We start from the raw sequence: 22,705 nt of genomic DNA, 5'->3' as shown, positions 1-22,705 counted from the left end.
ACGTACTTTTCCTCCAAACTGCCGCTGAACCGTATACTTAACATAGCCTCTACCATCTATTTCTAATAAGGTGATATTCATGCAAATGAAAGACTTGTTGGCGTTGCCTGTCTTTGCAAAGGCCCGTCTGCTCGCAGGCAAACGTGGGCTCGATAAGCCGCTTCGTTCTGCCAATATGATTCATTCCTTTGATCCAGGTGCCTACATGGAACCCCATCAATTGCTGCTCGCTGCTACTCTTAAAAAAAGGCATCCGTATTCCCTTGTTGCCTTTGTCCAGGAACTATCAAAGCAAAATTGCGCAGGCCTGGTGGTGCGGACTAAACGACTAGAGAAAACGATCCCTGCCGTTGTTATTGACGCATGCAACCGTCTTCAGCTGCCTTTGTTTGAACTACCAGATACGATTCATTTTAGCGAATTCGTCCATCAGTTGACGCAGTTTCTTTTAAAAGGGCAGACGACAGAGCTCCATCAAGCGTTGGAGATCCACCGCCACTTTGCCGATGTGATTGTGGCTGGCGGAAATGGCACATCTGTTGTCGTACAATTGGCCTCTATGCTCAATGTGCCCGCATTGCTGTTAAATGACCAATTGGATATAATCGCGTCTTCCGATCCTGTCACGAATGACTCCTTTTTTGAAAAATACTGGCGCCTGCGGGAGTTGATTTCAAGCAAACAGCTGCCGACGTTGCAGCTATCCATCCTGCGGGAAGGCAAGAATCCGTGCGCTGTCTTTCCGATTCGAACAGCCTGTGCACGAAAAGGGTACTTAATTGTGCTCGGCTCAGCGTCAAAAAGTGATTGCCCGTTTGCGCTTGCAATCGAACAGGCAGCCAACGTCCTGTCGTTTGAGCTGATGAAGCTTCATGCAGCTGAGCAACAAGCCCGGCTTGCCCAAAATAGCTTTTTTTCCGACTTAGTCGAAGGGCGCCGCCCTCTCGAAAAGGAGCACGGCGAAGCGTATCCTTTCTCTGCCAACAAAGAATATGTATTCATTGCTGCTCACTTAGATAACGCTAGCGGGTTGCCGACTAACGAAGAAGCGCTTAAGCAACATGAAGACCTGTATAGCCTTCTTGTACGGCTGTTTCGCGAACGGTATCCAACTAGTCATGTGTTTTGGAAGAATGATGTGTATGTTGTCGTTATTGAAAGTGACCGTTCAAACAACGAAGAAGCAAAGTTGGTTGCGGAAATAGACACCGTTCAACAAGACATACAGGCATTCTTCCGCTCTGGCGTATCGTTTGGCATCTCCAGCTTCGCCAGCTTAAGTGAAGCGGCAAGCTTATACAAGGAAGCGACGGCGGCCCTTCAGTCTGGCTACCGAGAACATTTGCAAAGCTTCATCAAAACGCACCGCGCCCAAGAGCTGGCTGACATGCTGCAAATGATTCCGTCTGAGAAGCTTACTGCCTTTTGCCAAACCGCCTTGCAAAGCTTAGCAACACCAGAATCTCCCGACCAAGCGGAACTAGCCCGTACACTGTCCATCTATATTAATCATAATTGCCAAGTGGCGGAAACCGCAAAAGTCATGGCGATCCATCGCAACACGGTCATTTACCGAATCAAAAAATGCGAGGAACTGCTTGGCTGTGATTTAAAAAAGCCTGATGAAACATTGCGTTTACGCATTGCTTTCTTGATTCGCCCACTGTTGCGGGAAAACGAGAAGTTGCTATAAACGTAGGAGCCGATGCTATTTATCGGCTCCTGCGTTTCATTTATACTGGGCAACCTTCTCTACGATCGCTTTGCCAATTTCAAGCGAAGCCGTAGCAGCAGGGGACGGGGCATTGCAAACATGCAAGCTGTTTCGGCCACGGACTAATTGAAAGTCATCAACGAGCTTTCCGTCAGTCGTTAACGCTTGGGCGCGAACACCGCTCGGTCCTGGAACAAGATCGTCCTCGGTGACATCAGGAATCAAATGCTGAAGGTTTTCCACAAACTTCTTTTTGCTGAAGGAACGAATCATTTCTTCCGTCCCTTCCTTCCAGTATTTAGTCGCTAACTGCCAAAAGCCTTTGTAGCGAATGACCTCCGCTACATCTTGCCAATCGATATCGGTTTTCCTATAGCCTTCCCGCTTAAAGCTTAAAACCGCATTTGGCCCTGCATCTACTTCTCCGTCAATCATTCGGGTGAAATGAACACCAAGGAATGGAAAATCGGGATTAGGAACGGGATAGATTAAATTTTTCACAAGATGCCGTTTTTCTGGCCTAAGCTTATAGTATTCTCCCCGGAAGGGTACGATCTTCATATCCACATGATAGCCTGCAAGCTTGGCGATTCGGTCACTATGCAAGCCTGCACAATTGATGAGATAGCTCGTCTGAAACGTCCCTTTATCTGTTTCAATCGTAGCCCCTTCATTGTTCTCGGTAATGGTCTCAACCGTCGTACCGAATTGAATTTCTCCACCTTTTTCAGCGATTAAATGAGCGAGTTTTTCGGCAACTTGCTTGTAACTGACGATCCCGGCTGTGGGCACAGATATGGCGGCAAGGCCGTTTACATACGGTTCGGCCTCATGTAATTCCTCCTTCGATAACATTCGGAGATCGAGGCCATTGTCAATCCCTCGTTGGTAGAGGTGGTCAAGCAGTGGAAGCTCTTTCTTATTTGTAGCGACAATGACCTTTCCGCAAATGTCTACTTTAAGGCCATGTTTTTGGCAAAAGGCAGTCATTGATTGGTTACCTGCTTTTGCAAACTTCGCTTTAAAGCTGCCTGGCTTATAATAAATCCCTGAATGGATGACACCACTATTATGCCCTGTTTGATGAGCGGCGACTTCCTGCTCTTTTTCAATGATTAATACACTTGCCTTTGGATAACGGGAAAATAGGGCGTGACCGACAGCTAACCCGACAATCCCACCGCCAATGATGGTAAAATCATACATTTCTTTTGCCTCCCCCTACATCACACGCTTCTGCTAGTAGTTCAATTAAATGAACCACCTTTATTTGTTCCGAGCGTCCTTCCCGTTCTACGCCGAGCTTCATTTGCAAATGACAGCCAGGGTTTGTCGTTACAATGATTTCAGGCTGAACGGCTTTTACGTTTTCCATTTTCCGATCAAGAATCTTCATCGATTGCTCATAATGAACAAGATTATAGATCCCTGCCGACCCACAGCAAAGTTCGCTCTCCTTCATCGGCACGTACGTCATCCCTGGAATCGATTGAAGCAGCTTTATTGGTTCTTCTATGCGCTTTTGAACATTTGCCATATGGCAGGACGGCTGGTATGTTGCGACTCCGTTCAATTTTTTCACAAATGGAAGTGGAAGCTGGGAAAAAACCACACTGCTGTCGACATTTTTTTCAGCAAAGTGAGACGCCCGTTCTCTCCATTCAGGCTCATCTGCTAAAAGGTCATCGTATTCTACAAGCATGGCCCCGCAGCCGCCAATACTGTTCACCATGTAATCGCAGTCGTATTGTTCAAACGCCTCAATGTTTTGCTTAGCTAAGCGCTTCGCCACGTCTCTTTCACCACTATGGTTTTGCAAAGCGCCACAACAGGTTTGCCCTTCAATTACCACGACTTCACAGCCAGCACGTTGGAGAAGCTGAATCGTTAAATCATTAATGCGCGAAAACATCGTATCCATCAAACAGCCTTTAAAAAAACCAACACGAAGCGCTGTGTTGCCTTCCGATTTGGCATCGACCAGACGGTTTTTCCTTTCCCTTCGAGAAGCAACCGCTGGTGTCACTGCCTCGAATGCAGCAAGGGACTTCGGCAACATCCGTGTTAGCTTGGCTTTTCTAGCGATACGGGCCACTCCGCTTTTTTGGTAGAGGGAAAGGCCCGTTCCAATCGCATGTAAGACCCTGTCATTTGGCAACACCGTTTCAAACATCGCTTTTTTCATCATTTTCTGATGCCAAGGGGCTGTTGTTTTCCGCTCTTCCTTTAAAGCAACCTTTGCTGAATCAAGTATTTTTCCATACTGTACATTAGTTGGACAGACGGTTTCACAAGCACGGCAACCGAGGCAAAGATCGATCGGCTCTTCAATCTCAGATAACGGCAGCTTTCCCTCTGCCGCCATTTTCACTAAATGAATCCTTCCCCTTGGGGAATGGGTTTCCTTTTCCATGCTCAAGTACGTTGGGCAGGATGGAAGGCAATAGCCGCACTGCACACAGTCAAATGTCTCTTGATAGGCTAACAGTCGTTCCGGTTTAGTCATGGCGCAGCACCAGCCTTTGTCCAGGCTCTGGGAATATCTTTCCTGGATTTAAGATGTTGTTCGGATCCCAGCTTGTTTTGATCCGCTTCATCATGTCTAGTCCAGCTTTTCCTAGTTCCATTTCCATGAATGGAGCTTTCATTGTCCCAATCCCATGCTCGCCTGAAAGGGTTCCCCCAAGTTCGACCGCTGCTGTGAAAATGTCAGCCACTGCTTTTTCGACTCGTTCCATTTCCTCGTGATCACGACCATCGGCAATAATATTCGGGTGTAAATTCCCATCGCCCGCATGGCCAAACACGACAAGATCGATTTGATATGTTTCGCGAATTTCCTTCAACCGCTGAAACATCTCTGGTATTTTACTCCGGGGCACGGTGGCATCCTCGGAAATTTTCGTTGGCTTCACTCGAACAATCGCTGGAGAAACGAGCTTCCGCGCCTGCCAAAATTCCGCCGCTTCTTTTTCATTCTCTGCCACTCGGACCGTTCTTGCTCCTACGCTTTTGCACAGTTCCTTGACTTTTGTCATCTCTTCAGCGATCGATACAGGGTGCCCATCTAGCTCGATTAACAACAACGCCCCAACGTCGGTTGGCAAACCACGTGGTTCGTATGCTTCGACTGCCTGGATGGACAGTTGGTCCATCAGCTCCATTTTGGCTGGAACAATGCCAGCAGTTAATACTTTAGAAATTGCCCGTCCTGAATCGACAATGTCTTCAAAAAGCGCCATGGCGGTTTGGCTGGCTGGTGGTTTAGGAACGAGGCGGAGCGTTGCTTCGGTAATGATCCCAAGCGTCCCTTCTGAACCAACAATGAGCTTTGTTAAGTCATAGCCGGTCACGTTTTTAACCGTTCTTCCCCCTGTACGAATAATTTCTCCTTCTGGTGTTACTACTTCTAAGCCGAGGACATAATCTTTCGTGACGCCATACTTCAATCCTCTTGGCCCTCCTGCATTTTCAGCAAGATTTCCGCCAATCGTTGATACATGAGAACTACTTGGATCGGGCGGGTACATAAAGCCAATCTCCCTTGCGGCAGCATCGATTTTTGCTGTGATCACTCCAGGAGAGACAATGGCCACCATGTCTTCTTTGTCAATCACCAGCTTGTCGTTCCACTGGGATAAATCGAGCACAACCCCTCCTTTAACTGGGAGTGGGCCACCGCTTAAACTTGTCCCTTGCCCCCTTGGATAGACGGGTATGAAGTACTGATTGGCTAACTTCATGACTGCAGCTACTTCTTCAGTGGCGGTTGGCTGGATCACAAGATCAGGTAAGTGGTAGCCGAACGACGCATCATAGCCATAACTACTGCGATCTGCCACTTCCGTTAAAATTCGGTTATCTGCTTTTATTATTCGTTTGATTTCTTTTAAAAAACGCTCAATCGTCAACAAGGCTCCCCCTCTCTTTTACGTGTGACGCTGCTTCACCCCTTGAAAATGCTGCCACATCGCTTTTCTTGCCTCCTGTGGTTTTCCGTTTATGATCGCTTCGTAAATGTTGCGGTGCTCCTCGGCAATTTCGCCTTGGAAGCGTTCATTTCTTTCTGACGCCTCTTGATTTTTAGCTAAGACGCGAAGCATGTTGTCAGAGATTAAATTCATGACATCACGCATTAATGGGTTGTTTGCTGCTTCAATAATTGCCAAATGAAATTGGTAGTCTTCCTCCACGGCGACGTTCCCTTGCTCTTCGATGGCCACAAGCCTCTCAAATACAGCTTGTAAATTCTGCTTTTGCCTGCTTGTTATTCGCTTTGCTGCATAATAGGCAGCATCCCCTTCAATCGCTTGACGAAGCTCAATCAGTTCAACAATCGATGTTTCTTTCTCCTGTAATAAATCCGCCAACTTAACCTGCAATTGCCGTGGGCTCTCCTGAACGAGGAAGGCGCCCACTCCCGGTTTAATGTGAATAACGCCTGACGATTTTAATACGGTTAACGCTTCCTTCACCGATGTTCTGGAAACGGATAACATCTCTGATAGTGCCCGTTCAGATGGAAGCTTATCGCCAGGTTGAACCTCGCCTGTAGCGACCGCGGTTTTGATTTGCTCAATAATTTCCTGATAGACACGTTTACGTTTACGAACCGGCGTTAATTTCATTCCCTTCCTCCTAATCGTCCAACTGGGCTGTGGACAGTCCACTTCTGCTAAAAAGAAGAGGGCGGCCCCTCTTTACGGTTACCTCCTCAATCAGGCAATACCCGCTTATCACCTAGCTTGCGGCGAACGTTTTGCAAGTGTGTATTCATTGCTTTTCTTGCCGCCTCTGAATGGCGCTCACGAATGGCGTTAAAAATCGTTAAATGTTCTCGGTACACTTCTTCGCGTTTTTGTTGCAAGCGGTTCTTTTTTAGTGAAAAGGCCAATGCCTTCTGGAGCAGCTCTGATACATTCGCCATCGTTTGCTCTAAAAATGGATTGTAAGAAGCTTTTATAATGACACGATGGAACATGTAATCGGCTTCATCCCCGACAACCTCTCGATCCTCTACTGTTTTTGCAAATTGAGCGAGCGCAAGCTCTAATTCCAAAATATCTTGCTTTTGATAGCGAACAGCCGCTAATGCTGCTGCCTCTGTTTCAATAATGCTTCGGAGTTCGAGCAAATCATAGACTTGGCCGATATCGACTATATCCAATGTCACTTGCTCTAACAAATTCGTTAATTGAACTTCTTTGACCCAGCTGCCGCCACCTTGTTTTGACTCGATTAAGCCGCTTGCTTCTAAAACACTTAACGCCTCACGGATGGGGGAACGACTGACACCAAAGAGTTCTGCAAGCTCCATTTCAGACGGGAGCTTACTATGAGCAGGAAATTCACCGTTTTTAATCATTTCTTTTAGCTGTTCTAGTACTTGGCTTGACACCTTTTTACGCTCAATCGGTAAACGCACCGTCCACACACTCTCCTTTTTGCTGAAAAAGGGGAAGGAGCTTGCAAGCTTCGTTCACCCTTTTCTGAAGCCCCTCTGTTGGGGGACTTGTTACATCTGATGTATACGCTCATTTTAACGGAGAGAGATACGTTTTGCTATGACTCGAACGATCTTTTCTCTTTCTGTTTACCTTTTCCATTGTTTACCCGCCTTGGGCTAACTGGTTCTCTGTTGCACTTTTTTTCTTTTTTACACGAAGAATGTGTAACGTTAACGTGACCGCCATGATGAAAACGCCAAGGCCATTCGTTAGCAATCCTGAACTCACAAGGAGAAGGGAACTTGCAAAAAACAATAAGCGCTCCAACACGACTAAATTTGTTGAAAAATAGTTTGTGAGGGCAACGGCCAATGCAAACACACCCAAGACAGAGGTAACAATGGTGACGACGACTGCTACGACTTGCACGGACCCGCTTTCAGGCTGCATCACCATCGTCGGATTGTACGCAATCATAAACGGAATAATAAAGCCGGGCAATGCTAGCCTCACAGACGTCCACGATGTTTTCATTGCATCTGCTCTGGCAATACCGGCGGCAGTATAGGACGCTAAAGCCACAGGCGGAGTTATGTTGGACAATGCCCCAAACCAGAAGACAAAGAAATGGGCGGCAATTGGGTTTACCCCTGCTTCAACTAATGCTGGAGCTGCTGTTACCGCAACAACGATGTAAAGAGCAGTCGATGGAAGCCCCATACTTAAGACGATGCAAGTAACCATGACAAGCAAAAGCGCAACCCAAAGCATGCCACTGGAAATCGAAAGAACATTGTAGGCAATCGCGGAACCAAGTCCAGACATCGTCACAACGGCAATAATAATTCCGATCGACGCACAGGCAATCCCTACTTGAATCGTACTTTTCGCTCCGTCAATAAACGCAGTCCCTATTTTTGCAAATGTCACTCTTGTTTCTTTATCTTTTGTAAGCCAACTAGCAATAATGACCGATATAATTCCAGCAAAACCAGCGAATAGTGGTGTATAGCCCATTAACAATGTCGAGATTACAATGATAATCGGCAATAACAAGACACCGCGCTCTTTCATTACTTGCCACACTTGGGGAATCGAGTCTTTGCTCATTCCTTTTAAACCATGCTTTTTCGCTTCTAAGTCAATTGCAAGCACAAGGGCAACGAAATAAAGAAACGTTGGAATAATTGCCGCTAACACAATAACGGAATAGGAAACACCTAAAAACCCGGCCATAATAAAGGCAGCAGCTCCCATAATCGGCGGCATCATCATCCCGCCTGTGGAAGCGGTCGCTTCAACCGCCGCTGCATATCTTGGCTTTAAGCCAATTTGTTTCATTAATGGAATCGTGAATGCCCCTGTTGTCGCAACATTGGCAACCGCGCTTCCATTCAATGACCCTGTTAGAGCACTAGAGAGAACAGCAACTTGCGCCGGGCCTCCCCGCCGTTGCCCTGCTATCGCAATCGCTAAATCGTTAAAAAGCTTTGACGCTCCGCTTACACTTAAAAACGCTCCAAATAATATGAAGATGACAATATACGTAGACGCGATCGAAAGTGTGAGCCCGTAAATGCCTTCTGTCGTCATGTAAACGCGATATAAGAGCCGCTCAAAGGAAAACCCCGCGTGTCCAAAAATCCCTGGAAAGTATGGACCAAACACAGCATAAATGATCGCTAAACTCGTTAAAAGCGGAATAAAGAGGCCGAGCGTCCGTCTTGCCGCCTCCAACAGCAAAACAACGGTGATCCCCGCAAAGATATAGTCCATTGTAACCGCCTGCGACATTCGGTCCACGTGAATCGTCGTATAAAATAACAAAATATAAACAGACCCAGCGATACTAGCAATGGTTAAGATGATATCCACTGTTGTAAACCGGTCATTTGCTCCCTTTTTTGTTGCTGGATAAAGCAAAAACGCTAAAACAAAAAGCAATGCAAGAAAGAGAACGTTGCGGTAAATTTCCTGCATATTGATGAAACTATTGACATAAACAGCAAACCCCGATAAAAGAATGCCTGTAAAGGCAACGATTTTTTGCTGTTTGCCTTTTAATTCCCGGCCTATACTAACAGACTCTTGAACTTCTTCATTGTTCTGGTCTATATCAACGTTTGGCTGCTTCACACTCATCATGACCTCCTCCTTTGTGAAAGAAAACTTTTTGTTAGGTTTCACTTCTATAGTTCAGGTGGGCGTAATTCGTCAGGGATGTCGACGCCTTGTTCTTGATAGTACTTATAAGCACCTGGATGAAGGGGGACTGACACACCATTTAATGCGGTATCTAAGGACATTTCCCGAGCTGAACTATGAACTTCATACATAAAATCAAGGTTTTCGTACAATGTTTTCGTTAACAAGTAAACCATCTCTTCATCTTGCTCTTTATCCGTGGCGAGAAAGTTCGACTGTGCAATGGTATGAATATCTTCCTCTTTTCTCGGATAGGTGCCAGCAGGAATGATATAGCGAAAAAACACATTGGCAGACTGATTAATGGATTCAAGTTGCTCATCGGAAACATCAAGGACATCGGCACGCACGCCACTAGCATACATATCTGTAATCGCCGTAACGGGCACACCGGCCGGCAAAGAACCTCCATGTAATCGTCCATCACGCATCGCCGAAATGGTATCATCGTAGCCAAGGTATTCTGGCTGAATGTCAGCCGTTGTCAGGTCAATACCACGCATAATCGCTAATGTTGACTGTTCCGTGCCGCTTGCCTGTGGCCCTACAGAGAAGCTTTTCCCTTCAATATCGGCAATCGTCCCCGTTTCGATTTGGCTGTTTTGCAAAACAAAGTGTTCCACATTCGGCCAGAGGAATGTGATCGAACGCAAGTCTTCATAGACCCGGCCTTCATAGATTCCCGTCCCGTTGAATGCTTGATCGCCAATTAATCCTTGTAAAATCGCAAGTTGTGCTTCTCCCTTCTGTAACAAGTCAATATTTTCGACTGATCCAGCAGAAGACTGCCCCGTTGCCCGGATCCCTTGGTCCATTAGTTCTTCTGTCCATAGATTCCCCATGCCAACACCAATCGGATAATACGTCCCACCAGTGGAAGCGGTTGCAATCGAAAAATACTGATAATCTTTGTTGTTACAGGAAGCGAGCATAATGAAAGAACATACGAATAATAACAATAACAGTCGCTTTTTCATGGCTTCGTTTTCCTCCTCACAATGAAAGCGCTTTTATAAGTTGTATTACAAGTATACAACATTACAAATTGAATTCAAGACATTTCGATAAAGAGAACATTTAGAAAAATACATTAAAAGGACATGACGATATAAGAGACCCTGTACCGTCAAGGGTCTCTCTAACCCGTAGGTTCAAGCATTAAGCCAATGATTTGACCAGCTTCACAAATGCTTCTGTTTCGGCTGAAGGCGATTTTGTCACCATGTAAGTAGAAACGGTTGGCAAAGGGAGGCCAGCCGTTTCTGCTTCTAGCATGCGGCCCTCTGCCAATTCCCGCCGCACCGCCGATTCCGGCAATATGGAACAGCCGAGTCCTTCCTCAATAAACCGCTTTGTGACATGCACTTGCGAAACGTGCATTTCCTTCAGGCCAGGCACAGTCCGCCTGCACGCAAGCAACACTTCTTCCCAATAGACAGGATGGTTGCCGCTTAAAAGCACCATCTCAGCTAGCGCCTCTTCATAATGAATAGGTGGGCCATTCTCTGCATCACGGCCGTCATGGGGAACGACAAAGAGGAGCTTTTCTGTTTGTAGACGCATACACTCGCTCCCTGTCTGTTCAACAGGCATTCTCGACAAGCCAACATCGGCACGCCCTGCTTCCACCATTTGGCCGATCACAGCTGACTCAACCACGTCGACTACCACTTCTGTTGCTGCTTGTTTTTTCACGAATGCTTTGACCCAGTAAGGCAAATAACTGGAAGCGACCAACGGCGAGACAGCGATTTTTAGCGTGCTTTCATACCCTTGCCGTTTTTTGCTGATAAAGGCAATGCCTTCATGGTACGCGTCATAGATGCTCCGTGCATAAGGAAGGTACGACTTGCCGTAAGCAGTCAACATGACTTGCCTTCCAGTCCGTTTAAACAAAGGCACGCCTAGCGCTTTCTCAAGCTGGTGAATATGGACAGTGACAGTCGGCTGGGAAACGTATAAATAGGCAGCTGCTTTACGGAAGTTTTCATATTTGGCTGCGGCAAGAAAGCTTTCAATCCAATGTATATTCATTTTCGCCCTCCACTGATTAAATATCTTAATCAAAAATGGATAAATAATTTAATTTCATTTAGATTACCATGGCGCTATGATAAAGAAAATGATTTTAGGGGGATTGAAATATGTTGTATGCAAAAGGGTTGGAGAATGTAATCGTCGCGAAAACGACGATTAGTGCAATCGATGGCGAACAAGGAACACTGCTTTACCGAGGTTATCAAGCAGAAGAACTTGCGAAATCTGCTGACTTTGAAGACGTCGCTTACTTACTGTTAAACGGAAAAAGGCCAACGGAAACAGAAAAAGACGATTTTTCCACTGCCTTGAAAACGATGCGGCCTTTGCCAGACGATTTGAAAAAGCTGCTCGCTGCTTTGCCGAAAGAACTTAGCCTAATGGACGCGTTACGAACCTTGATTTCTAGTTACACAGGCAAGGAAAGCTGGCCCCCGCAACGACAAGAAGCGATGGCCCTCATCGCGATCGTTCCAACAATTGTGGCTGCATGGGCCAACAAGAGTTGCGGCAAAGACGTAATTGAACCAGACCCATCGCTCAACCACGTTGCCAATTACTTGTATATGCTCACTGGCGATAAGCCACATGCAGCTCACGTTCGTGCTTTAAGCGCTTATTTCATATTGACAGCGGAACATGGCATGAATGCGTCAACGTTTGCGGCGCGTGTGGTCGCCTCTACAGAAGCGGATCTTCGTTCGGCTATTTGTGGGGCGCTCGGCGCGTTAAAAGGAAGGCTGCACGGCGGTGCACCCACTGGTGTACTTGAGCTTTTCAGTGAAATCCAAACGGCTGACACAAGCAGCGAAGCGTTGCTGCGGGAAAAGCTTGAACGCGGCGAGCGTTTGATGGGCTTTGGCCACCGTGTTTATAAAACGACCGACCCTCGCGCCAACGCATTGCGTGACGTTTTAAAAAACCTCGACAACCAAGAGACATTTTTAAACGAAGCAGTGGCAATTGAACAACTAGCAACGCAGCTTTTAGCGGAATACAAGCCAGGCCGCCAGCTTCATGCGAACGTTGAATATTACGCTGCTGCGATTATGGAAGCGCTTCGCCTCAAACGAGAATGGTTTACACCGACATTTTGCGTAAGCCGCATCGTCGGTTGGTGCAGCCATGTCATCGAACAAAGCCAAGACAACCGCATTATGAGGCCACAACAACAATACTGCGGCCAATAGGTCAAAAGCCTGGACTGAAGGAAACAACGATGCAGCAAGTGTTTGCTAAAAAGTAGAAGACCCTGTACCAGGTGGCACAGGGTCTCAGCCGTTTACGTCATTCAAACAAACTAGGCAAGAATAAAGATAGTTGGGGAATATAGGCGACAACCAGCAACACAACAATGGCAATCGCAAAGTATGGCACCAGTTCTTTAACGGTTTTGCCGATTGGCACTTTCGCAAAGCTAGAAGCAACAAACAAACAGACGCCTACTGGCGGAGTGGACAAACCAATCATCAATGTCAATACCATCACTACGCCAAAATGGACAGGATCCATTCCGACGCTTGTAGCGACAGGCAATAAGACAGGGAATAAAATCACAAGAGCTGCAATCGTTTCCATGAACATGCCGATCACAAGCAATAAAAGAATGATAAGAAGAATGACAAGAATTGGGTTATCTGTAATCGACAAAATCCCATTTGCGATTAATACAGGCACACCTTCGGAAACCAAAATCCAGCCGAACAGATTGGCGAAACCAACAAGCAACAGAATCGAGGACGTCGACCGCAGTGTGCTAACAAGCAGCCCTGGCACTTCTTTAAAGTTAAGCTCCCGATAAACAAAACCGCCGACGACCAATGCGTACAACACACAAACGACCGCTGCTTCTGTTGGCGTAAAATAGCCGCCAAGAATGCCCCATAAAATGATAAAGACCATAAACAACGCCCAGAAAGCGCCAAAAAACGACGTGACGACTGTTTTAAACGGCTGCCGTTCTCCTTTTGGATAACCGCGCTTCACAGAAATGATATACGTAACGACTAAAAAGCCGATCGCCAATAGAATGCCAGGAATAGCACCAGCAAGAAACAAATCGCCGATCGAGACGCTGGCGAGAGTACCAATAATGATCATTGGCAAAGATGGCGGAAGCATCGGGCCAACAGTTGAGGAAATGGACGTAACCGCAGCGGAAAAACCGGCGCCATACCCTTGTTTTTTCATCGCCGGAATCATTACTGAGCCAATGCTTGCTGTGTCGGACAATGCCGTACCTGAAATGCCCGCAAACCCAAGTGAAGAAGCGACATTTGTTAACGCTAGCCCGCCGCGGATGTGGCCAACAACGGCATTGGCAAAATCAATGATCCGTGTGGTGATTCCCCCTGCGTTCATTAAATTTCCAGCAAGAATAAAGGCTGGAATGGCGAGCAACACAAATGAATTGATCCCGGACAGCATCGTTTGGGGAATGATCGTCAAAGGAATGCCTGCGATAAGCAAATAAATCAACGAAGACAGGCCAAGGCTAAACGCAATTGGAATCCCTGCCATAATAAAAAATAAGAACAATCCGACCAATAATAACGACATCATTCTTCATTCCCCTCCTTTTCCAACGGCTTCGTCCGGTCCACAATCGAAACAAGCGAATACACCATGATTAAAAACGCCAATAAAGGGACAGCAGCATACACATAACTCATCGAAAAACCCATTGTTGGCGCGATAAAATCAAGGCCGAGCTGATAAAAGCGAATCCCTTCGACGAACAAAACGACACTAAAAGCAAAGACAAGCCCTAAAATAATGCTTTCATAAAGGCGTTTTGTCTTTTCTTTTAATGGCGCTAAGACCATATCGACACGGATAAACTCGTTCTTGCGCAATGCTAATGGAGCAGCGGTCGTAATGGCGTACACAAACAAGTATCGCGATAATTCCTCGGTCCAAATAGCGTTGTACGGAAGGTAACGGCCCAAAATTTGAATCACTACTACAGCAAGAAGGGCTGTAAATAACAATAATGTTGCCCAAGCCAATAGCTTATCAAGAATCGAAATCGCCTTCATTCGCTGCCTCCTTCCTCTCCCTCTGCTACCATTTGCAGATAAAGCTCATACTGTTCTTTTCCTAAGTTTTGTTTTAAAGCAGGCAACATCGCCTCGCGGAAAGCGTCTTGGTCGACTTCTTCATTCAATGTCATCCCTCGTGATAAAAGACGCTCCAAAACCAATTCCGTTTCTTCCTCCAACAAGCTCTGGGCATACGCCTCCGCTTCCTCTGCCGCTTCCAACACAGCGGCCTGCTCGTCTTCTGGCAACGCTTTCAATTGCTCGGTACCGACTACGACATAAATCCATGAGCGGACATGCTCCGTCAAATTTAAATATTGTTGGACTTCATAAAAGCCATTGCTATCAATTAAATCATTTGGATTTTCTTGGCCTTCAATTACCCCTTGCTGTAAACCAGTAAAGACTTCATTCAAACTAATAACTTGCGGGCTTGCCCCAGCTTCAGCCCAAGCGTCAAGGAACAGCGGCACGTTTGGCACACGCATGCTAAACCCACGCAACTCTTCCGGCGTCGAAATCGGGTAATTCGACGTCAAGTTCCGCGGCGCCCGTTGCATATAAAACAATGGCGTTAAACCGACGTCTTCCTGTATATCTTGTTCAATCTTTTTACCGATCTCGCCCTCAATCACACGCTCCATATGGTCTTGGTCTTCAAATGCATATGGAACCGCTAACAAAATAGCGTTTGGCGTCCACACTTCCAATGTTTCGCCGGTAATCGTCAAATCGGTCGCGCCAAAGCGGATCGAATTAATGTTGTCCACTTCATTGCCCAACTGACTATTCGGATAAATATCGATGATGACATTTCCATTCGTTTTTTCTTCGACAAGCCTGGCAAATTCCTCAGCGGTCTTATGCCATAAATGGCTCGAGTCGGAAATATGGGTCATTTTCCAGCGTGTGACTTCTCCATCGTCCCCGCTAACTGCTGTCGTTGTGCATCCGCTTAAGGCTAGTGCCAAGGCTGCAAAAAGAACGCCGACTGTTTTTTTCACCGTTGTCCCTCCTCATTACTCTTGTTGAACAGACATTCCTACGAATTGCGTGCCGACTTGCCCGGCCTCCAATCCTTTTTCAAAGACCGAACAAGCACAAGCGGACTCCACGTTTGTTCATATGTCATTCCTCTTCAAAATAAGTTGGATAGGCTTCCTTTAGCTCGTATTGGTCATACGTAATTAATTTAAGGTGGTCACGGACAAGCGCTTCAGCCTCATCTGCTTGTTTCGCGCGTATCGCTTGCGCCATTCCCTCATGGTGCTGGATCAATAAATTCCAATTTAGTTTTGAATGGATGCTTAGCTTCAGCGCTCTATTTAAGTGTGTGTTCATTTTTTGTACGACTTCCCAAATCCGCAATTTCCCCGTGCCCTCTGAAATGAGACGATGAAATTCACGGTCTAATGCAAACAGTTCCTCTTCATCTTCACGCTCTTTTGCCTGTTTTTGTTTAACGACATTTTCTTCTAATAAAAGCAATGCTTTTTCAGTCACTGTTTCACAGGCTAACCGAATCGTAGCCACTTCCATGTGTTCCCGTAGAAAACGGGCATCTTCCACATGAGAAAGATCAATTTTTGTCACAAACGAGCCACGTTGTGGGCGAATATCGAGCAAATCATCTTCCGATAGCCTTAGAAACGATTCACGCACAGGCGTCCGGCTTACTTCCAGTTCTTCCGCAATATCCTTTTCGGAAATTGAGGAACCTGGGGGAAGGACGAGCGTCATTATTTGCTCTTTAATCGTTTCATAGACAAAATCGGTTGTCGAATACCGCTTTCTGACAAATCGATCCATGGATTCACCTCCTCTTCATTCTTCAACTAACATACTACCATACTACCATGCAAATATGGTAGTATGAAATCAGCAGAAAGTAAAACGCTTTCATTAAGGAGGAGTTTTTATGGCCATTCGTATTCAAACCAAACAGCTGCAACATGCGGTAGCCAATGCCTTTATCAACGCCAATGTGAACGAGGAGGACGCCCACATTGCCGCGGATGTCCTTGTCCATGCAAATTTGCGCGGTGTCGATTCACACGGTGTTATGCGTGTCGAACACTATTTAAAGCGAATTGCCGCTGGCGGCTTAAAGACCAACCCACAGCCAACGATCAAGCAAATGACTCCATCAACCGCTGTTTACGACGCCGACCATGGGCTCGGGCACCCAGCTTCTAAAAAGGCGATGGACCACGCCATCCAGCTTGCGAAAAACAACGGCATCGGCGCGGTCGCTGTACAAAACAGCAGCCACTGTGGCGCATTGTCCTACTTTGTCCAACAAGCGGCACACAGCAATGTCATTGGGATCGCGATGTCGCAAACCGACAAAGCCGTTGTCCCATTTGGAGGAAAAGCGCCCTTCTTTGGCACAAACCCGATTGCTTTTGGTTTCCCTGCTGAGGCTGAAAAGCCGGTTATTTTAGATTTTGCGACAAGCGAAGCCGCATTCGGCAAAATTTTAAATGCCCAGGCAAGTGGCAACTCGATTCCCGCAAACTGGGGCGTTGACAAAGAGGGGAAAACGACAACTAATCCGAATGAAGTCGCATATTTATTGCCGTTTGGCGGCGCAAAAGGATATGGGCTCGCCATGGTTATTGAAATTTTTTCTGCGTTATTGACTGCCTCAGCGTTCGGTCCACACGTTACGAAAATGTATGGCGATTATGACCAGTACCGGCGTTTAGGCCATTTCTTTATCGCGATTGACACAGAAGCATTTGCCCCTGCTGTTTCTTTCCCTACACAAATCGACCAAATGGTTCGCGAACTCCGCCAAGTGCCGCCAGCCGATGGGTTCTCACAAGTGCTTGCCCCAGGCGATCCAGAAGCGAACACCTATGAAACTAGGCAAAAAGAAGGAATTCCTTTGCCTAAAGACGTTTGGACATTTATTGAAAGCCACCAAAGCGGCGCCAAAAGCAGCCAAGACTCTTAACGATTTCCGTCTCCCCTTAAGGTTTTTCTTAGGGGGTTTTTCGAGTCTAAAAGAGAAAGATGCCACGTCTATTTTTTTAGTCCTCGTCAACACGAACTCTTCAAACAAATAGACTCCTATCCATAGCGGGCGCCTATTTACCGATTGCCTTATGCCCCGTCCCCATAAACGAAGTATATTGTTGAAGCCATGCGATAAAAATTCACTTGCTATAAACACGCCAAATAAGTTGTCTGTTTCGATTTGCAACTGCTGTACCCCTTAAAAAATTGGAAACGGATGACGATAATAACAGTGTTGAATTTTTAAACGTAGAGGGAAAACAATAGAGGGGAGCAAAAACGTGAAAAACAAATGGACGACGCTTAAGCATTGGCCTTTAAAAGCAAAGCTCATTACAGCCTTCGCCATTGTGCTAGCCATTCCAAGTACTGTTATCGGCATAAGCTCTTACCAAAGTGCAAAGGGCAATATCATTTCGAGCATGAGCGAAGCAAATGGGGAAAGCTTACAAATTATTGACCGCACAATCGACTTATTTATAGAAGGGCAAATGGAAAATGTTGAATATGTCGCCCGTGCAAGCGACGCAGAGGCATTTTTAGAAGAAGAAACAGAAGCGCAACGCACTTTGTTGCACACGTTTCAAGAAACAAAAACCCATGTGGAACAAACTTATGTAGGGACGATAGCAGGAAACTTTATGAACGAACCGACGTCGTTTCAGAACCCTCCTGACTACGATCCAAGGGAACGTCCTTGGTACCAGCTCGCAATGGAACACACAGGGGAAACGGTTATTACAGATCCATACATCTCCAATTCATCTGGTGAGCCAGTCGTCACAATCGCCAAAACAACAGCAGATGAACACGGCGTCGCTGCCCTTAATTTGCAGTTGGACGCGATAACTGATTTACTATCGACTGTTTCTATCGGCGAAAAAGGCTACGTGTTTATTCTTGACCAGAATAACGCCTATGTTTCCCACCCACATGAAGAGTTAGGAAGCGAAGCGAGTGAGTTTTTCTTACAGCTGCAAGACGCAGAAAATGGACAATTGGATTACCCTTCAGATACAGACGGTGAAAACTTAATCCTTCACTATACAACAAATGACCGTACAGGCTGGAAAATAGTCTCCGCCATGTACGAAACAGAGATTGAACGTGCAGTAGCGCCAATTTTAAATACGACTTTATTTGTCATTTTTCTGTCCTTACTAGGCGGCGCCGTCCTTGTTTACGTTCTGACACGGTCGATTGTCTCTCCTATCCACAGGCTCACGACAGCTGCCGAGAAAATGAGTGAAGGGGACTTGGCCGCTACCTTTAAAGTCGACAAAAACCAAAACGATGAAATCGGCAGATTAGGCAAGTCATTTGAAAAAATGCGCAATGCCCTAGCAACCATGATTGCCCATATTCAAGACAAATCCCACCAATTGTCTGCTTCTGCTGAAGAAGTCATGGCCATCTCTGGAGAAAACACCCGCGCCACCGAACAAATTGCCAATTCGATGCAAGAAGTGGCTACCGGAGTCGATAAACAGGCTGTGAGCGTAAACGAGAGTGCAGGAATTGCGAAAAAAATGGCTGGTTCCATCAACGAAGCAGTCGAAAAAACGGACGGTGTTCAACAAACAGCTCAAGAGGCAGCCCAGTTCGTAGAAAACGGCAATAAGGCGATCAACACAAGTATTTCCCAAATGACGCAGATTAGGGAAACAGTAGGAAACTTATCACAAAAAGTAGAGGGGCTCGGGCAACGTTCAATCGAAATTAACAAAGTGGCCGATACGATCAAAAGCATTGCTGACCAAACGAATTTGCTTGCGCTCAATGCCGCTATCGAAGCTGCCCGCGCTGGCGAAGATGGCCGCGGCTTTTCCGTCGTCGCCAATGAAGTTAAAAAACTGGCAGACCAGTCAGCCGCCGCTACGGTTGAGATTAGTGAAATGATCCAATTAACACAAAAAGATGCCCAACAAACGGTCGCACAAATGGAAACAAGCAAAGAACAAGTGGAAAAAGGGATTGAAGTCGTCAACGTTGCTGGCGAATCATTCCACAATATTAAAATTTTCGTCGATAACGTGGCCGCGGAAGTCCATGAAGTCGCGAGCTTAATTAACAGCATTGGCCAAGGAAGCGAAACATTCGTCGCCACGTTTGACGATCTCGCTTCCATCTCAGAGACGTCGTCCGCCAGCGTCCAAAACATTTCAGCCTTTACAGAAGAACAGCTAGCCTCAATGGAAGAAATCGCTGCTTCTGTAGAAAACTTAACCCAATTTGCCGAAGAGCTCCAAGGGTTAGTGCAACAGTTTGACATCGATGACAAGCAGCAATAAAAAAGCAGCCCAGCGATTTAACCATGTCGCTGGGCCATTTCTGGCAAAACAAGTCTATTTCAAATAGGGAAAAGATCAGGTAATATAGCTCTATACAAGCATAATTCCGCAAAGGATGGTTCGATCATAGTGGACATCAAACTAGTACAAACAAGCAGAGATATTAGCGAGTTAGCACGTTTAGGCGCAGACATTTGGCAACAACATTATGTAACGATAATCTCAAATGAACAAATTGCATACATGCTCGACAAATTTCAATCGGTCCAAGCCATAACCGAACAAATCGAAAAGGAAGGATATGAGTATTACTTTCTTATCGCAAACGGCGAAAAAATAGGCTATATCGGCACAAAGCAAGAAGAAGGGAAACTCTTCCTAAGCAAATGTTACATCGAAAAAAGCCACCGCGGAAAAGGCTATGCCAGCCAAGCATTTGCCTTTTTAGAAACGCTCTGCCAAAAGAGCAGTTTAACAAAAATTTGGCTGACAGTAAACCGCCATAATAAAGACTCCATCGCTGTCTACGAGAAAAAAGGCTTTCAAAAAGTACGCACACAAATAGCCGACATCGGCAATGGCTATGTGATGGATGACTATATTATGGAAAAAGAACTCGTTGATCACTAAAAGGCAAAAGCACCAAGTCAAAGTCTCATCCTTGGACTTGGTGCTTTTTTTTGTTTAAAAATGTAGACCCTCTCTTCATTTCTGGCTGTAAAACAAAATTTTTTTGAAAGTGCAACCTTTTGACCACAAAACGCCCTCTAAGTAGTAGAAAGGAGGCACAACCTATGACGGACGAAGAGCTCGCACGAAAAGCAATTCGCGGCGATGTAGCCGCTTTTGAATCTTTGTTAATGGCTCATTATGAAAAGCTTTACTATACCGCAATGAAATACACCAACCAACATAATGATGCCCTTGACGCCATTCAAGAGGCAAGCTGCAAAGCATACTTATCGATTCACAAATTGAACCATCCACAATATTTCATGACGTGGGTGACAAAAATTCTCATTCGTGAATGCTACCAACTGCTGCAAAAACAAAAGAAAATGATCCCTTTTGAAGACGTGGATCTATTCAAAAAGTTAGAAGGCAATCAAGAAGCGCCAGCACATGCTTCATCGTTATCAGCCGCCATTCTTGATCTCGATCAAAAATACCAGTCGGCCATTATCCTGCATTATTACCACGATCTCCCTATCAAAGAAGTCGCCGACATTATGAAAAAACCACAATCAACAATTAAATCCTACCTGCTTCGAGGGAGAAAACGGATGAAAGCCTATTTTGAGAGGAGCGAACGTTTGCATGGAACCATCATTTGATAAACAGATCAAACAAGAAGTGGAGCACGCTATTCGCCAAGGGATTTTAAAGGCAGAAAAAGCGAAAAAGGCAAGCTGGAAACCATGGGCTTACAGCCTTGGCGCTTCAGCAGCTGCAGTTACGCTTCTGTTTGGCTCAGCTTACTTTTCTCCTGCATTGGCCAATAGCCTTTCCCAGATTCCAGTGATCGGCTCTGTCTTTAGCGTTTCAGGAGACGAGCGACTTAAGCAAGCAAGTGAACAAGGATTGACAAATGGATTAGATGAAACAGAGACCATTAATGGAGTAGCTGTCACATTAGAAGAGCTTTTGTATGACCAAACTCGCATCTCCGTAGGTTTTACCGTTAAATCGGACGAACCGCTTACTGAAGAAGATTACAATTTCACCTTACAACCAGCCATAAACGGCAAGCTTTCTTCAGGATTTTCAGGAAGCGAAGAAATACAACAAATTAGCGCCAATGAACGAAAACACATCTATGAATTTGAGGCGAAAGAGCTTGATTCTGACTCATTTAAACTCGGTCTCATTTTAGAGAATGGAAACGGGGATACGTATTATTTTTCAGAAACGGTAGACTCGCTTGATAGCAATCAAATTGCCGTCAACGCTAGCCAACAAGCCGAAGGCATCGAACTGAACGTCGAATCGTTGTCTTTAAGCCAAACTTCAACAAGCTTAGCCTTCACCGCTTCTCAGGCAGGAGAATTAACAGACCTTTCCTTGCCTATTTACGATTTGGAGTTTGAACTTGTTGACCAAGATGGCAATACGATCCCTTCTTATTCTGGCGATATTAGTGGAGATTTTGTAGATGGGGTCTGGACAGTCCAAGGCACGAAAATGTTTGATCCGCTAAGTCCATCGGTCAAAAAAGTGGTTGTCACCCCAGTCCTCATCACGCCAGACCGCATAGGAGAAACAGGCGAACACATGGAAGAGCACGAAGAAGTCGCCATCGAACCTTACAATATTACGTTTGAACCATTTGAAATCGAGATTCCATAGCCCTTTAGGAACTATCAGACTGGAGGCCATGTGGCAGTCTATCGCGCAATGGATCAGCGCGTAGGGCTGCCACGTTCTTTATTGGGCCCACTTACCGAATCCTCACTACTTTTGGCCATCTGGATATGTCGCTCTTAAAAATTGGACTGTTTCTTTAATTAGCGACTTCAATACTTCTATATCAATATCGGCCACTTTATTAATATACACGCACGCTTTTCCAGTCGTATGTTTTCCAAAGTTCTTAAGCAATTGTTGTTTTTTCGTTTCCTCGCAAGCAACATACAAACTGATTTTTGCCTTCCTCGGCGAAAAACCAACGAGTGGTGCATCCCCTTCATGCCCAGACTTGTACACATAATGGTATGAACCAAATCCAATAATGCTCGGCCCCCACATCTTTGCTTCATAACCTGTCGTTTCCGAAAAAATCGCAAGAAGCTTGTATGCATCCTCCCGCTTCGACGGGCTTTCAACACGCTCAATAAATTCATCGACGCTGGCACCGGTTTCAATTGTTTTAGCCTTCTTCATTTGCCTTCACCCTTTTTGTTTATACGTTGTTTGCTTGCGGGCCCAGCCTTTATAAACTCCTTTGTGAAG

20 protein-coding genes are annotated in these 22,705 nt (G+C 45.8%); 7 read left to right on the top strand and 13 right to left on the bottom strand.

Translation table 11 applies throughout. The annotated features are described in order from the left end of the window. Positions 1 to 79 precede the first annotated feature (79 nt). Positions 80 to 1,693, top strand: coding sequence for a PucR family transcriptional regulator (locus BC8716_RS07030; RefSeq protein ID WP_094424474.1), 1,614 nt, complete (start codon positions 80 to 82; stop codon positions 1,691 to 1,693). A 36-nt stretch (positions 1,694 to 1,729) separates the two neighbouring features. On the opposite strand, the gene lhgO is transcribed toward BC8716_RS07030, so the two are convergent. The 8 genes from lhgO to BC8716_RS06990 form a co-directional block, all read right to left on the bottom strand. Further along, on the bottom strand, positions 1,730 to 2,920 hold the full coding sequence (gene lhgO / locus BC8716_RS07025) for an L-2-hydroxyglutarate oxidase (protein WP_094424473.1): 1,191 nt from the start codon (positions 2,918 to 2,920) through the stop codon (positions 1,730 to 1,732). Next, entirely contained in the window at positions 2,913 to 4,220 is a 1,308-nt protein-coding gene (locus BC8716_RS07020) for a (Fe-S)-binding protein (RefSeq protein ID WP_094424472.1), read from the bottom strand. The genes lhgO and BC8716_RS07020 overlap by 8 nt, the downstream gene beginning before the upstream one ends. Next, positions 4,213 to 5,619, bottom strand: coding sequence for an FAD-binding oxidoreductase (locus BC8716_RS07015; protein ID WP_094429191.1), 1,407 nt, complete (start codon positions 5,617 to 5,619; stop codon positions 4,213 to 4,215). The genes BC8716_RS07020 and BC8716_RS07015 overlap by 8 nt, the downstream gene beginning before the upstream one ends. Before the next feature lie 24 nt (positions 5,620 to 5,643). Then, positions 5,644 to 6,342 carry a FadR/GntR family transcriptional regulator gene (locus tag BC8716_RS07010; protein ID WP_094424471.1) on the bottom strand — a complete coding sequence of 233 codons (699 nt, stop codon included), beginning with the start codon at positions 6,340 to 6,342 and terminating at the stop codon, positions 5,644 to 5,646. An 86-nt stretch (positions 6,343 to 6,428) separates the two neighbouring features. Continuing rightward, positions 6,429 to 7,139: a FadR/GntR family transcriptional regulator gene (locus BC8716_RS07005; RefSeq protein ID WP_094424470.1), complete on the bottom strand. Its 711-nt coding sequence runs from the start codon at positions 7,137 to 7,139 to the stop codon at positions 6,429 to 6,431. A gap of 184 nt (positions 7,140 to 7,323) precedes the next feature. Beyond that, positions 7,324 to 9,303 (bottom strand): TRAP transporter permease, encoded by a 1,980-nt coding sequence (locus BC8716_RS07000; RefSeq protein WP_094424469.1) that lies wholly within the window; start codon positions 9,301 to 9,303, stop codon positions 7,324 to 7,326. Positions 9,304 to 9,350: 47 nt separating this feature from the next. After that, positions 9,351 to 10,343, bottom strand: a complete 993-nt coding sequence (locus tag BC8716_RS06995; protein WP_094424468.1) for a TAXI family TRAP transporter solute-binding subunit — start codon at positions 10,341 to 10,343, stop codon at positions 9,351 to 9,353. Positions 10,344 to 10,524: 181 nt separating this feature from the next. Beyond that, positions 10,525 to 11,400: a LysR family transcriptional regulator gene (locus BC8716_RS06990; protein ID WP_094424467.1), complete on the bottom strand. Its 876-nt coding sequence runs from the start codon at positions 11,398 to 11,400 to the stop codon at positions 10,525 to 10,527. Between the two features lie 110 nt (positions 11,401 to 11,510). Here BC8716_RS06990 and BC8716_RS06985 point away from each other — a divergent pair, with 110 nt between their 5' ends. Continuing rightward, a complete protein-coding gene (locus tag BC8716_RS06985) occupies positions 11,511 to 12,593 on the top strand; it encodes a citrate synthase/methylcitrate synthase (protein WP_094424466.1) in 1,083 nt (360 codons plus the stop codon). A 97-nt stretch (positions 12,594 to 12,690) separates the two neighbouring features. Here BC8716_RS06985 and BC8716_RS06980 read toward each other — a convergent pair whose 3' ends face one another. The 4 genes from BC8716_RS06980 to BC8716_RS06965 form a co-directional block, all read right to left on the bottom strand. Beyond that, the gene (locus BC8716_RS06980; protein WP_094424465.1) at positions 12,691 to 13,965 is read right to left on the bottom strand and encodes a TRAP transporter large permease; all 1,275 of its coding nucleotides are present in this window, start codon (positions 13,963 to 13,965) and stop codon (positions 12,691 to 12,693) included. Continuing rightward, a complete protein-coding gene (locus BC8716_RS06975) occupies positions 13,962 to 14,441 on the bottom strand; it encodes a TRAP transporter small permease (protein ID WP_094424464.1) in 480 nt (159 codons plus the stop codon). Before BC8716_RS06975 ends, BC8716_RS06980 begins: the two co-directional genes overlap by 4 nt. Then, positions 14,438 to 15,448 carry a TRAP transporter substrate-binding protein gene (locus BC8716_RS06970; protein WP_094424463.1) on the bottom strand — a complete coding sequence of 337 codons (1,011 nt, stop codon included), beginning with the start codon at positions 15,446 to 15,448 and terminating at the stop codon, positions 14,438 to 14,440. Before BC8716_RS06970 ends, BC8716_RS06975 begins: the two co-directional genes overlap by 4 nt. Positions 15,449 to 15,572: 124 nt before the next feature. Beyond that, positions 15,573 to 16,253 carry a GntR family transcriptional regulator gene (locus BC8716_RS06965; protein WP_094424462.1) on the bottom strand — a complete coding sequence of 227 codons (681 nt, stop codon included), beginning with the start codon at positions 16,251 to 16,253 and terminating at the stop codon, positions 15,573 to 15,575. Positions 16,254 to 16,362: 109 nt separating this feature from the next. Here BC8716_RS06965 and allD point away from each other — a divergent pair, with 109 nt between their 5' ends. The 5 genes from allD to BC8716_RS06940 all read left to right on the top strand — a co-directional run bounded on the left by allD (position 16,363) and on the right by BC8716_RS06940 (position 22,102). Further along, a complete protein-coding gene (allD, locus tag BC8716_RS06960) occupies positions 16,363 to 17,403 on the top strand; it encodes an ureidoglycolate dehydrogenase (RefSeq protein ID WP_094424461.1) in 1,041 nt (346 codons plus the stop codon). A gap of 343 nt (positions 17,404 to 17,746) precedes the next feature. Next, on the top strand, positions 17,747 to 19,756 hold the full coding sequence (locus BC8716_RS06955) for a methyl-accepting chemotaxis protein (protein ID WP_094424460.1): 2,010 nt from the start codon (positions 17,747 to 17,749) through the stop codon (positions 19,754 to 19,756). A gap of 129 nt (positions 19,757 to 19,885) precedes the next feature. Further along, positions 19,886 to 20,386: a GNAT family N-acetyltransferase gene (locus BC8716_RS06950; protein WP_094424459.1), complete on the top strand. Its 501-nt coding sequence runs from the start codon at positions 19,886 to 19,888 to the stop codon at positions 20,384 to 20,386. A gap of 164 nt (positions 20,387 to 20,550) precedes the next feature. Next, the gene (locus tag BC8716_RS06945; protein ID WP_094424458.1) at positions 20,551 to 21,090 is read left to right on the top strand and encodes a sigma-70 family RNA polymerase sigma factor; all 540 of its coding nucleotides are present in this window, start codon (positions 20,551 to 20,553) and stop codon (positions 21,088 to 21,090) included. After that, positions 21,074 to 22,102, top strand: a complete 1,029-nt coding sequence (locus tag BC8716_RS06940) for a DUF4179 domain-containing protein (RefSeq protein ID WP_094424457.1) — start codon at positions 21,074 to 21,076, stop codon at positions 22,100 to 22,102. Before BC8716_RS06945 ends, BC8716_RS06940 begins: the two co-directional genes overlap by 17 nt. 105 nt (positions 22,103 to 22,207) lie before the next feature. Here BC8716_RS06940 and BC8716_RS06935 read toward each other — a convergent pair whose 3' ends face one another. Next, positions 22,208 to 22,636 carry a DUF1801 domain-containing protein gene (locus BC8716_RS06935; protein WP_094424456.1) on the bottom strand — a complete coding sequence of 143 codons (429 nt, stop codon included), beginning with the start codon at positions 22,634 to 22,636 and terminating at the stop codon, positions 22,208 to 22,210. Positions 22,637 to 22,705 lie beyond the last annotated feature (69 nt).

The sequence above is a fragment of the Shouchella clausii genome (genome assembly GCF_002250115.1).
GTDB classification, from domain to species: Bacteria; Bacillota; Bacilli; order Bacillales; family Bacillaceae_D; genus Shouchella; species Shouchella clausii.
The sequence above is the reverse complement of the archived record's forward strand: the minus strand, read 5'-3'. Positions and strand labels throughout refer to the sequence as shown.

Coding starts and splice junctions, on each gene's coding strand:
- lhgO (WP_094424473.1), bottom strand. CDS start 2,920: ATGTATGATTTTACCATCATTGGCGGTGGGATTGTCGGGTTAGCTGTC.
- BC8716_RS07000 (WP_094424469.1), bottom strand. CDS start 9,303: ATGAGTGTGAAGCAGCCAAACGTTGATATAGACCAGAACAATGAAGAA.
- BC8716_RS06935 (WP_094424456.1), bottom strand. CDS start 22,636: ATGAAGAAGGCTAAAACAATTGAAACCGGTGCCAGCGTCGATGAATTT.
- BC8716_RS06940 (WP_094424457.1), top strand. CDS start 21,074: ATGGAACCATCATTTGATAAACAGATCAAACAAGAAGTGGAGCACGCT.
- BC8716_RS06965 (WP_094424462.1), bottom strand. CDS start 16,253: ATGGATCGATTTGTCAGAAAGCGGTATTCGACAACCGATTTTGTCTAT.
- BC8716_RS07010 (WP_094424471.1), bottom strand. CDS start 6,342: ATGAAATTAACGCCGGTTCGTAAACGTAAACGTGTCTATCAGGAAATT.
- BC8716_RS06995 (WP_094424468.1), bottom strand. CDS start 10,343: ATGAAAAAGCGACTGTTATTGTTATTATTCGTATGTTCTTTCATTATG.
- allD (WP_094424461.1), top strand. CDS start 16,363: ATGGCCATTCGTATTCAAACCAAACAGCTGCAACATGCGGTAGCCAAT.
- BC8716_RS07020 (WP_094424472.1), bottom strand. CDS start 4,220: ATGACTAAACCGGAACGACTGTTAGCCTATCAAGAGACATTTGACTGT.
- BC8716_RS06985 (WP_094424466.1), top strand. CDS start 11,511: ATGTTGTATGCAAAAGGGTTGGAGAATGTAATCGTCGCGAAAACGACG.
- BC8716_RS06975 (WP_094424464.1), bottom strand. CDS start 14,441: ATGAAGGCGATTTCGATTCTTGATAAGCTATTGGCTTGGGCAACATTA.
- BC8716_RS07030 (WP_094424474.1), top strand. CDS start 80: ATGCAAATGAAAGACTTGTTGGCGTTGCCTGTCTTTGCAAAGGCCCGT.
- BC8716_RS06980 (WP_094424465.1), bottom strand. CDS start 13,965: ATGATGTCGTTATTATTGGTCGGATTGTTCTTATTTTTTATTATGGCA.
- BC8716_RS06990 (WP_094424467.1), bottom strand. CDS start 11,400: ATGAATATACATTGGATTGAAAGCTTTCTTGCCGCAGCCAAATATGAA.
- BC8716_RS06945 (WP_094424458.1), top strand. CDS start 20,551: ATGACGGACGAAGAGCTCGCACGAAAAGCAATTCGCGGCGATGTAGCC.